General features: G+C 59.3%; 10 protein-coding genes and 1 riboswitch. Of the genes, 6 read left to right on the top strand and 4 right to left on the bottom strand.

What is annotated here, in order from left to right; genetic code table 11:
- Positions 1–411: 411 nt before the first annotated feature.
- Together M9Q49_RS06535 and M9Q49_RS06530 are read right to left on the bottom strand one after the other, a co-directional pair.
- Positions 412–1896, bottom strand: a complete 1485-nt coding sequence (locus tag M9Q49_RS06535) for a M81 family metallopeptidase (RefSeq protein ID WP_254507906.1) — start codon at positions 1894–1896, stop codon at positions 412–414.
- A gap of 36 nt (positions 1897–1932) precedes the next feature.
- Complete coding sequence (locus tag M9Q49_RS06530; RefSeq protein ID WP_254507905.1) at positions 1933–3372, bottom strand: PQQ-binding-like beta-propeller repeat protein; 1440 nt, start codon at positions 3370–3372, stop codon at positions 1933–1935.
- A gap of 190 nt (positions 3373–3562) precedes the next feature.
- A riboswitch (cobalamin riboswitch) is annotated at positions 3563–3851 on the top strand.
- Between the two features lie 249 nt (positions 3852–4100).
- On the opposite strand from M9Q49_RS06530, the gene M9Q49_RS06525 reads away from it, so the two are divergent.
- From M9Q49_RS06525 to M9Q49_RS06515, 3 genes are all read left to right on the top strand, one after another.
- A complete protein-coding gene (locus tag M9Q49_RS06525; protein ID WP_254507904.1) occupies positions 4101–6917 on the top strand; it encodes a ribonucleoside-diphosphate reductase subunit alpha in 2817 nt (938 codons plus the stop codon).
- A gap of 96 nt (positions 6918–7013) precedes the next feature.
- Positions 7014–8078 carry a ribonucleotide-diphosphate reductase subunit beta gene (locus M9Q49_RS06520; protein ID WP_254507903.1) on the top strand — a complete coding sequence of 355 codons (1065 nt, stop codon included), beginning with the start codon at positions 7014–7016 and terminating at the stop codon, positions 8076–8078.
- A gap of 84 nt (positions 8079–8162) precedes the next feature.
- Positions 8163–9644 (top strand): hypothetical protein, encoded by a 1482-nt coding sequence (locus M9Q49_RS06515; RefSeq protein ID WP_254507902.1) that lies wholly within the window; start codon positions 8163–8165, stop codon positions 9642–9644.
- A 551-nt stretch (positions 9645–10195) separates the two neighbouring features.
- Here M9Q49_RS06515 and M9Q49_RS06510 read toward each other — a convergent pair.
- Together M9Q49_RS06510 and M9Q49_RS06505 are read right to left on the bottom strand one after the other, a co-directional pair.
- Positions 10196–10720, bottom strand: a complete 525-nt coding sequence (locus M9Q49_RS06510; RefSeq protein WP_261365025.1) for an adenine phosphoribosyltransferase — start codon at positions 10718–10720, stop codon at positions 10196–10198.
- A 50-nt stretch (positions 10721–10770) separates the two neighbouring features.
- The gene (locus M9Q49_RS06505) at positions 10771–11490 is read right to left on the bottom strand and encodes a lipoate--protein ligase family protein (RefSeq protein ID WP_254507901.1); all 720 of its coding nucleotides are present in this window, start codon (positions 11488–11490) and stop codon (positions 10771–10773) included.
- Between the two features lie 102 nt (positions 11491–11592).
- Between M9Q49_RS06505 and M9Q49_RS06500 the strand changes: the two genes are divergently transcribed.
- The 3 genes from M9Q49_RS06500 (at position 11593) to M9Q49_RS06490 (ending at position 15250) form a co-directional block, all read left to right on the top strand.
- Positions 11593–12711 carry a HEAT repeat domain-containing protein gene (locus M9Q49_RS06500; RefSeq protein WP_254507900.1) on the top strand — a complete coding sequence of 373 codons (1119 nt, stop codon included), beginning with the start codon at positions 11593–11595 and terminating at the stop codon, positions 12709–12711.
- 93 nt (positions 12712–12804) lie between these two features.
- Positions 12805–14490, top strand: a complete 1686-nt coding sequence (locus M9Q49_RS06495) for a PQQ-binding-like beta-propeller repeat protein (RefSeq protein ID WP_254507899.1) — start codon at positions 12805–12807, stop codon at positions 14488–14490.
- A complete protein-coding gene (locus tag M9Q49_RS06490; RefSeq protein WP_254507898.1) occupies positions 14477–15250 on the top strand; it encodes an SDR family NAD(P)-dependent oxidoreductase in 774 nt (257 codons plus the stop codon). Before M9Q49_RS06495 ends, M9Q49_RS06490 begins: the two co-directional genes overlap by 14 nt.
- Positions 15251–15279: the final 29 nt, after the last annotated feature.

Below are 15279 nucleotides of genomic sequence, written 5' to 3'. Positions count from 1 at the left end.
CCGAGCCGCCGAGGTGGAATTGCGAAGGCCGTAGGCGACAGCTTTCGACCGGCGCGGCTCGGCGGGAGCCTCGCCCTCCCGAAATCAGCGCCAGCGTGAACGGCTACTTTCTTTCCAGCCACGGACCAGAGTTGTCCGCGCGATGTTGTCTAAAGGATGGTAGAAGTTCTTTGACAGTGTGGTAGACATTAAGCGCGACTGCTGCGAATGTTGTGCAGCATCAATGGAAGACATGCACTGCAGTTATTGAGCGCACCACCCAAAGTAGTTGTTGTAAAATAACGACGCTACAACCGTTTGTTTTCGCAAGAACGTGTTACCCCGCGAGGAGTTAAGGCCAGTTTCAGATTTCTGAAACGCTGTTGTGGTGTGGACAACTTCGGGCGGCGATATCGCCTTGGCAGCTTGTCGCTACGAAGCGGCCCACTCGAAATCGCGTTCCAGCGGGTAGAGCGGCTGGCGGCGGCGGTGATAGGCGAACTGCGTCAGGTCGGCACTCGTGCAACCGGCGGTGTTCACTTTGAGGAAACTCTTGCAGGCCTCTTTGTACGCCGCGAGGGGCGCGTTCACGCCTTTGGCGACGAGCACTTTGAACTTCGCCGGCTCGATGCCAAACGTGGTGATCTGCTTCAAGCTATACGGCATGGCTCGGCGGGTAGTGAGCATTACCGTCAAGCCGCGACTGGTGAGGACCACTGCGGTCGGCCCTTGATCCATCTTCGTAAACCCGCCATGCCGGGCCTGGGTCTCTTCGAACTGGCCGTCGTAGAGCCCGAGAACTTCGACTTCATCAACGAGCGGCGGGCCGTGCAGATTGTCGGTCTTGCCACCCATTTCCAAACGGAGTTTGCCGCCAACGCCCGCCGCGACGCATTGTTCCACAGCAGCCGGGTCGTATAAGCAGACGAAAGCGTCATGCAGGCCACGTTCGGAAATCGCATTCGCCAGCCAAGTGCCATCACCGGGAGAACCGCCGCCGACGTTGTCGCCCATATCGAGCAGGCAAAGAGGCGCAGTGAGATGACTCGCCTGGTCGAGCGCTTGATCGACACTGAGCAAGTGACCTTCAAAATCCTGGCGATGCTGCCACAAGTAGTTGGCCAATTGATTGGCCAATCGCTGAGCAAGGTCCAGATCGTTGTTGGTTACGGCAATCAGCGACGTTCCCATCTCCGCCACATCGGCGTACGGAAAGCCGAGCATGATGCTGTTGCTGAGAACGCTGTCGTCGTTCAACTGTTCGTCGGCAAACTTGTACAGCGAGTGGCAAGGCTCATCGTGCGTGCATTGACGTTCAATGTTGATCGTCAGCGGCGGATAGGCCACCGCCATCGTGGGCTTGAGATCGCCGCGTACCGTCTTCACGATCAGCCGGGCTGCATCGACGCCGCGGGCTCGCTGATCGAGATGGGGATTGGTGCGGTAGGCAATTAGGGCGTTGCAAGCCGCGACCATCGCTGGCGACAAGTTGCCATGCGGATCGAGCGTGCCGATGATCGGCAGATCGGGGCCGAGTTTTTTTCGCAGTTCCGTCAGCCAATAGCCATCGAAATCGGGCCAGGGCTCGCTCACGGTCGCGCCGTGCGGCGCGACCAGCAAGCCGTCGATTCTTCCGGCCTCGTCCAGCGCTGCGAACATTCGCCGCAGCAGCTCTTCGGCCGCCAAACGTTCGATGGAAGCAAACGGAAAAGCCCGCGCGGCAAAGATCGGCACCGGCGTAACGCTCAAATCCTCGAGCGCGTGAAACATGCCGCCGACTTCATGATGCGTGCCCTGCAAGCGTTCCCGCATGGCATCGCCGGTCACCAGCATGTCTTGTTCGAAGTGGGAGAGCTGCGTCGGCTGCGCGATGAACGTGTTCGATTCCTGCAGCAGCGCGATAATTCCGATCCGCATGGCAGTGCTTTCTCTTACGTGGGTTTCCGTAGAGGCTTACTTACCAATGCAGTATAGGTGCTTATCGTTGCGAATGAGGAGCCGAGAGCCATCGACCGCGGGGCTAGCGTTGAAAATATTGTTGCGGTCGTTGCGGTCGCTCATGTCGTTCAAGGCGAGTTGTTCGAACTTCGGCTTGGCGGCCACGACATAGGTCTTGCCGTCGCGCGTCAGGTAATAAATCTTCCCATCGGCGAGCAGCGCCGAGGCGTAGACCTGACTGCGTGCGATGCGCTCTTCATACACGATCTCGCCGGTATCGGCCTTCGCACAGTAGGCCACTCCCAAATCCTGATGCATCCAGTACAGATGCTTGTCGAGATAAATGGGCGAAGGAACATTGCAACCCTTCTTGCTGGTCCACAGGCGATTGGCATCGGTCACATCACCACTGCCACCCGCCCGCACTGCCAGGCCCGCAATGCCCGATCGACCGCCGAGCGAAAACACCACGCCATCGGCGGCCACGACGCTCGGCACCATGTACCACGTGATATCGGTATCGCAGTTCCACAGCGGCTCTCCCGTATCCGGATTGAAGGCCAGAATTTTTCCCTGCGTGGCAACAACCAGTTCGAGTCGCCCCGATTCGGCACGCACCAGCACGGGAGTATTCCAGGCTTCACGAATCTTCTTCTGCTGCCATTTGACTTCACCAGTCTTACGATCGAGGGCAAACAGCGATTCGCTCTCGACACTGGCGTTGATGAAGACAAGGTCCTTATAAAACACCGGCGAAGCCGACGAACCCCAACCGTGCGTCTTGTCGCCCACTTCGCGCCGCCAGACTTCGTTTCCCGCGTGATTGAAAGCGATCACGCCGGTCTTGCCAAAGAACACCACCACGCCGTCGGCATCGGCGGCAGGCGTGCTCGCTGCAAAGCCGTGATCGCGAATGCGGTCTTCTTCGGGGAGCCTGGCTTTTACTTTTTGTTCCCAGATCAGACTGCCATCGGCGCGCTTCAGGGCGATCAAATGCCGCGTGAGGTTTTCTTTGCTCCCTTCCTCGCCCGGAACAAAAAATCCGGAATAGGCGGTGATATAAATCCGGTCGCCAAAGACAATCGGGCTCGACGCGCCAGGCCCCGGCAAATCGGCCCGCCAGGCGATGTTCTCGGTCAGGCTCCACGCGAGCGGGAATCCTTTCGTCTCAGAAGTTCCCATCCCCGTCGGACCGCGAAAGCTCGACCAGATCGCTTCTTGCTCGGGAGCTTTGAACGAAGTGAGCTGCACCGGCGTCGGCGGTGTGACGAGGCCAGGCTCGGCCGGAATCGTTTGCTCGATCGACTCTACCGCTTCGGTTGAGTCTGGCGCTGGTCGGGAATCTGCCGTCCGTTGCAGCGAAGAATTCGACACCGATTGCGTGCAACCAGCTCCGAGTGTTGCCGAAAGAACGCAGCCGCCAACCAACAAGCTTCGCCACGGAAAACGGCTCATTTGCCCGCTCCAAAAAGAGAAACCGAACATCACGCTAGCTCTGCTTGAACTGGTGGCCAATTCTAACGTTCACCGTTACCAAGCGAAATCTTTTCCTGGCAAATCGATGCCCCACTTGGGCTTGCGCCGTTTCTTCATCGAGCCTTCGCGAAACCTACCAGTTGTGGTTGACTCACTATGATTGCACGATATGATGGGTCGCGTTGCTGGTTGGCTCTGAACGCTCAGAGCCTCGCCAAGAGGGAACGCCGGTGAAAAACCGGGACTGCCCCGCAGCGGTAAGTGGAAACGACCGCCGTCAAATCGCACTGAGGAAGCTTGCGAAAATCCCCGTCTGAGACTGTGCCAGGTAATGCTGCGCGCATCGGGATATTTGCATTTTTCTTGGGAAGCGACGGCTAGTAGATTGCGGCCTCAATCAACCGTTGAGACCCGCAGCGTCCATGAGTCCGAAGACCTGCCAGCAACGAAGCATGCAGCTTGTCCATTGACAGCCGGTTGCTGTCAGGCCGCGTGTTTCATCCGCCGGGCCTTCTAGGGGAAGGTCGGTCGAGGACAGCGCTCGCGGTTGAAAAGTCAGCCGCATCGCTCGATGGTATTTCCGCGCGCCTGCTCATGCCTGGTGAGCCCGTGCGCGCACCCATCACCTCTGCCGCCACCACCTTGAATTCGGCGTGGGTCGCGCATTGCTTCTCATTCGCAGAATCGAGAAGCGGAGGAGTCTTTGAATGTTGCTCGCGCCGCATGAGTGGTTGGTTCGCAAACGTGATGCTCGCGTCATTCCCTTCGATCTGGGCCGAATCCAAAACGCCATCGCCAATGCCTTTCGCGCCGAACTGCGCTTGGCCGACGGTCAGCCGCTGGAAAGCGACGTGCTGGAAGACATCGCCGGTGTCGCGCGAGCGGTGGCCGACGATGTGGCTCCCCTGGCTGGTCAAGGGAACGGCGTCGATGTCGAGCGCATTCAAGACCTCGTCGAAATGGAATTGATGAACCGCGGTCACTATCGCGTGGCCCGTTGTTACATCCTGTATCGCGCCGAACATGCCAAGATTCGCGCCCTGCGGATCGATGAGCCCCTCGTCGAACCAACGCCCTCCATTCATGTCGTTCTCGACGACGGCACGCGAGTTCCCTTCGATCCGCGCCGTGCTCGCAAGCGTCTGGCCGAAGCGGCCCGCGGCCTGGAAGACCTCGTCAGCGTCGATGACTTGCTCGAAGAAGTCATGCGTTCGGTTTTCGACGGCATTAGCGTGGCAGAAGTTTATCGCGCGCAGATCCTGGCGGCCCGTTCGCGTATCGAACGCGATCCGGCCTTCGACGTGGTTGCTTCGCGTTTGACGCTCAACGTCATCTATCGCGAAGCCTTCGGCGAAACCCCCGATCCGAAGTCGCTGGCGCGGATCCATGAAAATCAGTTCGAGCACTACATCATCGACGGCATTCGTGCTGGTCGGTTGTCGACGGAACTGCGTGAGTTCGATCTCACGAAGCTCGCCGCTGCGATGAAGCCGGAGCGCGATGGCCAGTTCCGCTATCTCGGTGCGCAAGCGATTTACGATCGCTACTTGCTGCACATCGATGGCCGCCGGATCGAAACGCCGCAGTACTTCTGGATGCGAGTTGCGATGGGCTTGGCGCTGCAGGAAGCCAACCGCGAAGAGCGGGCGATTCAATTCTATGAAACGCTGTCGCAGTTCCATTTCACTTCGGCTACGCCGACGCTGTTTAACTCAGGCACGCCGCATCCGCAGCTCAGCTCGTGCTACCTCAGCACGGTGAAGGACGACCTGGCTCACATTTTCAAAGCCGTCAGCGACAACGCGATGCTTTCGAAATGGGCCGGCGGTCTTGGCAACGACTGGACGAACGTGCGGGCGACGAACGCCCACATCAGCGGCACGAACGGCAAGAGCCAGGGCGTGATTCCGTTCCTCAAAGTCGTCAACGACGCTGCCGTCGCCGTGAATCAAGGCGGCAAGCGGAAGGGCGCCGTTTGTTCGTATCTCGAAACATGGCATCTCGATATCGAGGAATTCCTCGATCTGCGCAAGAACACCGGCGACGATCGCCGCCGTACGCACGACATGCACACGGCGAACTGGATTCCCGATCTGTTCCTCAAGCGGGTCAAGCAAAACGCCGAGTGGACTCTCTTCAGCCCTGATGAAGTGAGCGATCTGCACGATCTATTCGGACGGGCTTTCGAAGAACGCTACGAAGAATACGAACGGATGGCCGACAGCGGCGAAGTGCAACTCTTCCGCCGCATTCCTGCCGCCGATCTGTGGCGGAAGATGCTGACGCGGCTGTTCGAAACGGGCCACCCGTGGATCACGTTCAAGGATCCGTCGAACGTCCGCTCGCCGCAGGATCACGTCGGCGTGGTGCATAGCAGCAATCTCTGCACCGAGATTTTGCTCAACACGTCGCCCGAAGAAACTGCCGTTTGCAATCTCGGCAGCGTCAACCTCGGCGAACACGTTCGTGACGGAAAGCTCGATCTCGACAAGCTCGCGATCACGGTGAAGACCGCGGTGCGGATGCTCGATAACGTGATCGACATCAACTACTATCCCACGCCCGAAGCCGAACGCTCGAATCGGCGTCATCGGCCGATCGGCCTGGGAATCATGGGCTTTCAAGATGCATTGCACGCGCAGGGCCTGTGCTACGCGAGCGAAGCCGCCGTCGCTTTTGCTGACGAAAGCATGGAAGCGATTTCGTACTTCGCCCTGCAAGCCTCGGCTGAACTTGCTGCCGAACGCGGTTCGTATCCGACCTACGCCGGCTCGAAGTGGGATCGCGGTTTGTTGCCGATCGACACCGTCGATGTGTTGGAGCAAGAGCGCGGCGAAGCGATTCCCGTCGATCGCAGCTGCAAACTCGATTGGCAACCGGTTCGTGACCTGATCGCAAAGCACGGCATGCGGAACAGCAATGTACTCGCCATCGCCCCGACGGCGACGATCTCGACGCTGATCGGTGTGACGCAATCGATCGAACCGGAATACAAGCTCCTCTATGTGAAGAGCAACCTGTCCGGTGAGTTCACGCAGGTGAACGAAGTTCTCGTCAGCGAACTGAAACGCCGCGGCCTGTGGGACGCGCAGATGTTGGAAGAGCTGAAGTACTACGACGGCTCGCTGCAGAACATCGGTCGCATTCCGCTCGATCTGCGCCGGCGGTTCTTCACGTCGTTCGAAATTGAACCGCAATGGCTCATCGAATGCGCCGCCCGCCGCCAGAAGTGGATCGACCAAGGTCAGTCGCTCAATCTTTACCTCGCCGAACCAAGCGGCCGCAAGTTGCACGACATGTACTTGCTCGCCTGGTCGAAGGGCTTGAAGACGACTTATTACCTCCGCACGCTCGCCGCAACGCAGGTCGAGAAGTCGACGCTGGACGTCAACCGCTTCGGTATTCAGCCCAAGTGGATGAAGAACAAGAGCTCGTCGAGCGATGTCGAAGTCACTCGCGAGCCGCTCGCCAGCGAACCGAAGGCATGCTTGATCAACGATCCCACCTGCGAAGCTTGCCAGTAAACTCTGTCCCCTTTCGCTCCGCGAAAGGATGCGTCTTAGCCACCGGCTTCAGCCGGTGGCGACAATCTGAAATTCAAAATCTTCAAAGCAAAACTCATGACCACCGCCAATCAAGTTGATTTCAATAACACGATCGCCAATCCTCCATCCCGCATCGATGCTCGCGAAAAGCGGCTCATCAACTGCCATCAGGTCGACGTCAATCAATTGATGCCGCTGAAGTACAGCTGGGCCTGGGAGCATTACGTCAATGCCTGCGCCAATCACTGGATGCCCACCGAAGTGGCGATGAATAAAGACATCGAAACCTGGCGTTCGAGCAAGCTGACTGCCGATGAACGCCGCGTGATTCTTCGCAACCTCGGCTTTTTCGCCACAGCCGAAAGCCTCGTTGGCAACAACCTGGTGCTGGCGATTTTCCGGCACGTCACCAACGCCGAGTGCCGGCAATACCTGCTCCGGCAAGCCTTTGAAGAAGCCGTGCACACGCACACGTTCCTGTACGTCGTCGAGAGCCTCGGCTTGAACGAAGGCGAAGTCTTCAACATGTATCACGAGGTTCCCGCGATCGCCGCCAAAGACGATTTCGAAATGGAACTGACGAACGAAATCCTCCAGGAAGGTTTCACGACCGACACCTTCGAAGGTGCCCAAGCCTTTTTGAAGAACCTGATCGGGTATTACCTGATCATGGAAGGGATCTTCTTCTACACCGGCTTTGTGATGGTACTCTCGTTCCATCGCCGCAACTTGATGACCGGCATCGGCGAGCAGTTCCAATACATCCTGCGCGACGAAACGATCCACCTCAATTTCGGCATCGACCTGATCAACGGCATCCGCAACGAGAATCCGCAACTCTGGACGCCCGAGTTCCAGCAAGCGATGATCACTCGCATTCGCGCTGCCGTCGAACTCGAAATCGCCTACGCTCGCGATGTGCTGCCGCGCGGCATTCTCGGCCTCAACGCCGATTCATTCCGCGACTACGTGCAGTTCATCGCCGATCGCCGCTTGGAGCGGATCGGCCTGCCGGTGCAATACGGCAGCAGCAACCCGTTCCCGTGGATGAGCGAGACGATCGACCTTTCGAAGGAAAAGAACTTCTTCGAGACCCGCGTGACGGAATACCAAAGCGCTTCGACGCTTAGCTGGGATTAGTCGTAAATTCGCAAGCCTGAAGGGCAAGTGAAGGAATCGCAAACGCTCCTTCGCTTGCGATTCAGGCTTGTGTATCCTCTGGGGATGATTCACGAAACTCCCCAGTCACTGCTCACCGTCGGCGTGGCTCGTTGCGACATCACGCCGCCGGTCGGCATTTATCACCGCATGTGGGGCGCGGCGACTCACGACCGTGCTGCCGGCATTCATCGGCCGCTGACGGCGACAGCGCTCTTCCTGTTGCCAACCAAGCAAGCCAGCGACGACGAACCCCAACCGCTCGTCATTCTTTCGCTCGATCATTGTCTCTTCGGCGAAACCGAAATCAAACTGCTGCGCGAAACGATTCTCAGTCGCGCGCGAGAACCGCTGCATCAGCTTCTCATCACCTTCACGCATACCCACGGCGCGGGATTGATGAGCCTCGATCGCGCTGAGTTGCCCGGGGGCGAATTGATCGAGCCGTATCTGCGCGACTTGGCTGGCAAGTGCGCGGACCTGGTGAATGAAGCCATGTTCAATCTGACCATGGCAACGATCACGTACCGCTATGGCCGCTGTTCCCTCGCGACGAATCGCGACTTTTGGGATGAGGAACGAAAACAGTTTGTCTGCGGCTTCAATCCAAGCGTGCCCGCCGATGACACGCTGCTGGTCGCTCGCATTACCAGCGTTACGGAACATGACCGACTGCTGGCCACGATCGTCAACTACGCTTGCCATCCCACGACGCTCGCCTGGGACAATCAACTCATCAGCCCTGACTACCTCGGCGCGCTACGGGAAGTTATCGAGCGAGAAACAACAGCCGTTGGAGAGTCGCCACCGCCCTGCATCTTTTTGCAAGGAGCCTCCGCCGAGCTCGGGCCCCGCGATGGCTTTGTTGGCGATCCCGCCGTCGCCGATCGCAATGGTAAGCAACTCGGCTACGCGGCTCTCGAAACGCTCACTGCCATGCCGCCGCCATTGTCGAGCCTGGTCTATCGCGGTCCGAAGGTTTCTGGCGCGACACTAGGAGTTTGGGAGCATGAGCAGCGAACGGAGCGACTCGAGCAATTGCGAGCAAGCGGCCTACGGCAGGAAGTTCTGCAACTCGAGTATCGCCAGGATCGGCCATCGCGCGCGGAAGCATCTGCGATTCTTGAGCAGCAGATCCAACGCAAAGAAGCCGCCATCGCTGCTGGCGACGACGCAACGGCTCGCGACGCTCATGCGTTAATTGAGCGGCAAACGCGGATGCTGCGGCGTATGGATGAGTTGCCGCCAGGGCAGTATCCGTACGTCATTCACGCCTGGCGACTCGGCGATGCCATCTGGCTCGGCGTGCGCGGCGAACTCTACAGCCAGTTGCAAACGGAGCTGCGCAGCCGATTTCCGGGCACGCCGATCATCGTGTTGACGTTGGTCGATGGCTGGGGGCCGTCGTATGTTGTACCGCAGGAAACCTACGGTCGCGGTTTGTATCAGGAATCGATCGCGGTCGTGGCGCCGGGATCGTTTGAGAAGATCGTTGCCGCGTGCGGCGAACTGATCCGACTACTGCTTTCCCGTTCGGCCGAGTCCTAGAAACAGGGCGAGCAAAATTGTATTTGGAGACAGCCACGTGAAACTTCGCTCGTGGTATGCCGTTCATGGCAAGCAAATTTCCGTGCCGAACCCGGCCGCGATTGTGCAATGCATTCAGCCAAGAGTCGCTGGGCTAACTCATGATTTCCACACGGCCGATGGCCGGTTGCGCCTGCTCATAGACGCAACTCCGATCGTATTGGTGCGGCGAATTTTTGCAGATGACGAAGAGTACCCCTGCAAGGGAAGCATTTGGGAGTCGCAGCTGATTGCATGGGGCGGCCCCCATGTCGAGCATGTCATCGCCCACGTTCGGCAATCGGTGCAATTGACGACGATTACTCCGCTGCCACTAAGCAGAGCGAACAGGCGGCTGGCCAGAATTTGCGAGCAGATTTGCGGTCAAATTGCTGCAGATTCGGACGGCCTGATTCAAGTCTTCCAAGAAGGCTTTTTCGATCGCCAAGGGAACGCGCTGTTGCCGTGTTCGCCGAAGCACTCTCTCAAAACGTCATAGCGAATTGCGCGCGGTAACCCACGCGCAGAGCTAACTAGTACTGCACCAAGCTGTACACATCGTACGGCTCGATGATCTTCCGGCCGTTCAGCGCGAGTAGTTCGATTGCGAACGCACAGGCGACGATCGTGCCGCCGCACTTTTCCACGAGCTGGGCACAAGCGCGAACCGTTCCGCCGGTGGCGAGCAGGTCATCGATTACGAGAACGCGTTGGCCGGCTTGCAGACCATCGACGTGCATTTCCAGCGTATCGCTGCCGTACTCGAGGTCGTAGTTGAACGTATGCCGATTGAACGGCAGCTTTCCCGGCTTGCGGATCGGCACGAAGCCGGCGCCCAGGGCGACCGCGAGCGGGGCCGCGAAAATGAAACCGCGCGCTTCGGCGGCGACGATTACATCGATGCGCTCAGAGGCAAACTTCTTGGCCAGCGTTTCGATCGCCGAACGAAAGGCCGCCGGCGCTGCGAGCAGCGGCGTGATGTCGCGAAACATGATGCCCGGCTTGGGAAAATCGGGAATGTCGCGAATGAAGCTCTTCAGATCGATGGCGTCGCTCATGGTGCGTCTAATAGTTCGGGAGACGAGTGGAAAGGGGCAAATATAGGCGATCACCGCTCGAAGTTCCACGCCGGCTGCTCGTACCGTTCCCGCAGCAAGCGCTCGGTCAATTCCCGCGGCCAATCTTGAAGGATTTCATTCGCCTGCCAGGCCGCGATCAAGGCTTGTCGCAGTTCGCCCGCCGACAACGCCAGGTTCATCACAAAATCACGGTGCGGTCGCTCCTCGCGATACTCCGGTTGCCGTGGCGGCGGTCGCAACAAAGATTCGATGCGACTCAGGTCAAAGTCATACAGCAGCGTGCCGTGATAGAGCAAAAAATTCCGTTTGCAGCGAAGGCTGTTGCCGGAAAATTTTCGTTCGCCGATGGCCAGGTCGCTGGTGCCGCGTGGGCGAACATTCGCGTCCGGCAGTTTGCGGTTCAGCGCGGCGGCGAGGGTGGTAAGAACCTCATGATGAGCCTGATCGAGCGCCCGCAAATGAGGCCGACGCTCGTAACTCAGCCGCAGCGAATACATCAAACAGCCCGGCCCGAGTAGCACCGTGCCACCGCCCGAAGTACGTCGCAAGATCGGCACGTCACCCGCACGCGACTCAAACACCTCTTCGGCCACTTTTCCCGATCGTCCCAGCACCACGGCCCATTGCGGGCATTCCCACACCCGCAGCAATTCGGCAGCGCCGGGCTGGTCGTCGACCGATTCCAGCAGCGCTTCGTCGAGGGCCAGGTTCTCGGCCGCGGTTGGCAAGGTTAGATCGAGCAGTTGCATTGGATCAATGGGCCCCTACAAGAAAACTGCCTGCGAGCCTAAACTGAAGGGACGCTCGTTGTAAATGGCTGTGATCCCGGAGTTTGTGCTGGAGTTCTTTGCATGTCTTCGCCCGATGCTGCTGACCCGAAGCCGGTCGAAGCCAAACGCCCCTACGAGCCGCATCTGCCACCGGTAGAAGCGCCCACCGGCGCGTTCATCATGCAGCTGTTCCTCATTCCGGTGGCCATTGTCTCGATCGTTGTGCTCCTCTGGCTGTCGTTTAGTTGGCTCGCGCAGGCGGGGCGTGACGATCCCAAGAAACTAGTTGACGAACTCTGCCGCGGCACCGATGTGAGCTGGCAAAGCGCCTACACGCTCGCTGAGCTCCTCCGCAGCCCTGATCCGCGGTACGACGAACTCCGCCGCGATGACAAACTCGTGTCCGAACTCGTTTCGCTCGTCGAAGCCGATCTGAAGCAACCGCTCAAAGGTGGTGGCGACAAAGGGGATCGCGCCCGCATCGAACGCCGGATGTTTCTCTGCCGCGCGCTGGGGGCTTTCACGATTCCTGATGCCGCGCCGTTGTTGGCCAAGCTCGCGAACGAAGAACACGATCCCATGGAAGTCGAAGTCCGACTGGCCGCCCTCGAAGGTCTCGCCACGCTCGCGCGAAACGTGGGGCCTGCAGTATTGCGGAAAGATGAAAAAGTGGTGCAAGCCGTCCTCGAGGCCTCGCGCTCGACTGACGACACTGCCACGTCGCGACCTGCCGACAAAGAAAGCGAGTACCGTCCGCGGTCCGAAGTGCGAGCGGTGGCTGCCTTCACGCTCGGCGTAATCGGCGGCGAAGAAGCCAAACGGCGGCTGACGATCATGCTCAGCGACGGCTATGCGGCCGCTCGCTACAACGCGGCAACGGGCCTTTGTCGCCAAGGTGACGAAACGGCGCTACGTGTGCTGAAGGAAATGCTCTCGCCCGTGAATCCTCATGCGGACAAAGACGAACGCTACGCCGCCGACAAAGATCGCAAGCGCGTCGCCGTTCTCGTGGCCGGCATTCAAGGCGCAGTGACGCTGACCGAGCAAAATCCGCAAGCCGATAAGGCGCCGATTATCGCCGCACTCAAGAAGCTGGCCGAGGCGCCTTTGGATGATCCAACGACGGGAATTAAATCCGATCGCAGCAAGGTGAAGAACCTCGCCGCGGAAGCGTATCGGCGGATGGAAGCGAAGAAATAGCCGCCTGTTATCCTGCCTCGACCGTTGCGGTTGAAACATACCAGGCGGGATGCCGCTGGGAACTTGGGTCCCGCGTTTGCCAGGAATCGTCCGATGTCCGTTGCTTCCAATTCAACCATTCCGCCGATCGCGAGCAGGCGTCCGCGACGCTCGCTACTGATTGCCGGCGGGATTGCCGCGTCCTTCACGGCCCTGGCCATTTACCTGCAACTCGACGCCACTGCCATCGGCGAAACGATTCCTTTTTTCGACGGCGCGGTCATCAATGTCGGCACTGTCTTTTCGTGCGGCATCGCTGCTTTCAGTTTGTACGTTTGGTTTTGCTGGTTCAGCGGCTTTTCGTTCCAGGCGCGGCGTATTGGCTTCATCATTCCGCTGCTGCTGCCGATCATCGGCGTGGCCACGTTTCGTTACGAAGGCGTCGATGGCTACATGAAGCCGACGTTCGTTCCTCGCTGGCGTCGAGCGCATGAAGCTGCCCTCGCGGGCAAACCGGTTGCCGCGAAAGCGCCCCAGCCAGCAGGCGCGGAAAAGGAAGGAACGGCCGCTGCTGTTCCCGCAGTGCCGACCGTTGATCTGCGTACCGAAACGGCGAACGACTTTCCGCAGTTCCTGGGTCCGCAGCGGACCAATTATTTGCCCGACGCTAAACTAGCGGACGATTGGAACGACTCGCCGCCGAAGGAAATCTGGCGGCGCGACATCGGTCCTGGTTGGTCTGGATTCGCTTGCCGCAATGGCTTTGCGGTGACGCTCGAACAGCGCGGCAGCGACGAATGGGTCACGTGCTATTCGCTCGCGGATGGTGAGCTGATGTGGCACCACTCCGCGCCGGGTCGTCACGAAGAGACCATCGGTGGACTCGGCCCGCGCTCGACCCCGGTCATCGATGGCGGCCTGGTCTTCGCGCAAGGAGCGACCGGGCTGGTGCGTTGTATCGACGGCGCGACGGGAAAACTCGTCTGGCAGGATGATTTACTGGAGCGCTACGGCCTGTCGCAATCGCTCAGCGAAGCCGCGGTGAAATGGGGTCGAGCGGGTTCGCCTCTCATTGTCGGCGACCTGCTGATCGTTCCCGCAGGCGGCAAAGGCAGCAACGTGCGTACGCTGATTGCCTATCACAAGCGAACCGGCGAAGTTGCCTGGGAAGCCGGCAATGATCAGGTTAGTTATGCGTCTCCCGTGCTCGCCACGCTCGGCGGCGAAGAGCAGATATTGTATGTCAGTGAGAAAAAAGTCGCCGGCTACGACGTGACGTCTGGCAAAGAATTGTGGCAGCACGATTGGCCCAGCCACAGCAACGTCGATGCTAATTGCTCGCAGAGCATTCGGCTGCCGGGCGATCGCGTGCTGGTGAGCAAGAGCTACGGCACGGGTGGCGCGCTGCTGCAAATCAAGTGCGAGGAAGGGAGTTGCTCGGCCGAGCCGATTTGGGAAAGTCGCCGCGTGCTCAAGACCAAGTTCACCAACGCGGTAGTGATCGATGGTTTTGCTTATGCATTGAGCGATGGCATTTTGGAATGCGTTGATTTGGAAACCGGCAAACAAAAATGGCGCGGCGGGCGTTATGGCCATGGACAGATGCTGGGGGCGGGAGACAAACTGCTGGTGTTGGGCGAGGACGGTGAACTGATGCTCGTCGCTGCCGACCCCAAGAAATTCCGCGAGCTCGGCAAGATTGAAGCGCTCCCCGGAATCACCTGGAACAACCTCTGCCTGGCCGGCAACCGCCTGCTCATTCGCAATGGCAAACAAGTCGCCTGCTATGACGTCCCTTGACCTTTCTGGCCAGACAGCCCTCGTCACCGGCGCAAGCGGCGGCATCGGCCGAGCAATCGCGCTGTCTTTGGCAACGGCTGGCGCGGATGTCATTGTTCATGGATGTCGCAATCTCGAATCGCTGGAAAAGTTAGCCGCGGAAATCCAACAACTAGGTCTAAAAGCTTCGATTCTTAAGGCCGATCTCGCCGATGCGGCAGCGATCGAAAAGCTTGCCGCCGCGGCCTGGCAGTGGCAGGGAAAGCTCGATTTGCTGGTGAACAACGCCGGCGCGGATGTGCTGACCGGCGATGCCGCGAAATGGTCGTTTGAAAAGAAACTCGCGCAGCTGTGGCAGGTCGATGTGCTCGGCTGCGTGACTTTATCTCGTTTGCTCGGACCACGAATGCGCGAGCGCGGCAGCGGCTCGATTCTCAACATCGGCTGGGATCAGGCCGAGCGAGGCATGGCCGGCGACGCCGGCGAAATGTTCGGCACGATCAAAGGCGCCGTGATCGCGTTCACGCGAAGCTTGGCTCAATCCCTGGCTCCGCAAGTGCGCGTGAATTGCCTCGCGCTCGGCTGGATCCGTACGGCTTGGGGCGAGCAGAGCTCCGACTACTGGCAGGAGCGGGCCAAACTAGAATCTCTGCGCGAGCGCTGGGGAACCCCCGCCGATGTCGCCGCAGCCGTCACTTTTCTCGCCTCTCCCGCGGCCGACTTCATCACCGGTCAGGTCATCGACCTCAACGGCGGCTTCCGCTTTGGCGCGAAACGATAATCGCCCGGCACCGGCCACAACGCGGAACC

The organism is Anatilimnocola floriformis, from assembly GCF_024256385.1.
Classification (GTDB): Bacteria; Planctomycetota; Planctomycetia; order Pirellulales; family Pirellulaceae; genus Anatilimnocola; species Anatilimnocola floriformis.
This window is presented reverse-complemented; position numbering and strand designations above follow the sequence as displayed.

Coding starts and splice junctions, on each gene's coding strand:
- M9Q49_RS06525 (WP_254507904.1), top strand. CDS start 4,101: ATGTTGCTCGCGCCGCATGAGTGGTTGGTTCGCAAACGTGATGCTCGC.
- M9Q49_RS06510 (WP_261365025.1), bottom strand. CDS start 10,720: ATGAGCGACGCCATCGATCTGAAGAGCTTCATTCGCGACATTCCCGAT.
- M9Q49_RS06490 (WP_254507898.1), top strand. CDS start 14,477: ATGACGTCCCTTGACCTTTCTGGCCAGACAGCCCTCGTCACCGGCGCA.
- M9Q49_RS06495 (WP_254507899.1), top strand. CDS start 12,805: ATGTCCGTTGCTTCCAATTCAACCATTCCGCCGATCGCGAGCAGGCGT.
- M9Q49_RS06505 (WP_254507901.1), bottom strand. CDS start 11,490: ATGCAACTGCTCGATCTAACCTTGCCAACCGCGGCCGAGAACCTGGCC.
- M9Q49_RS06530 (WP_254507905.1), bottom strand. CDS start 3,372: ATGAGCCGTTTTCCGTGGCGAAGCTTGTTGGTTGGCGGCTGCGTTCTT.
- M9Q49_RS06535 (WP_254507906.1), bottom strand. CDS start 1,896: ATGCGGATCGGAATTATCGCGCTGCTGCAGGAATCGAACACGTTCATC.
- M9Q49_RS06515 (WP_254507902.1), top strand. CDS start 8,163: ATGATTCACGAAACTCCCCAGTCACTGCTCACCGTCGGCGTGGCTCGT.
- M9Q49_RS06500 (WP_254507900.1), top strand. CDS start 11,593: ATGTCTTCGCCCGATGCTGCTGACCCGAAGCCGGTCGAAGCCAAACGC.
- M9Q49_RS06520 (WP_254507903.1), top strand. CDS start 7,014: ATGACCACCGCCAATCAAGTTGATTTCAATAACACGATCGCCAATCCT.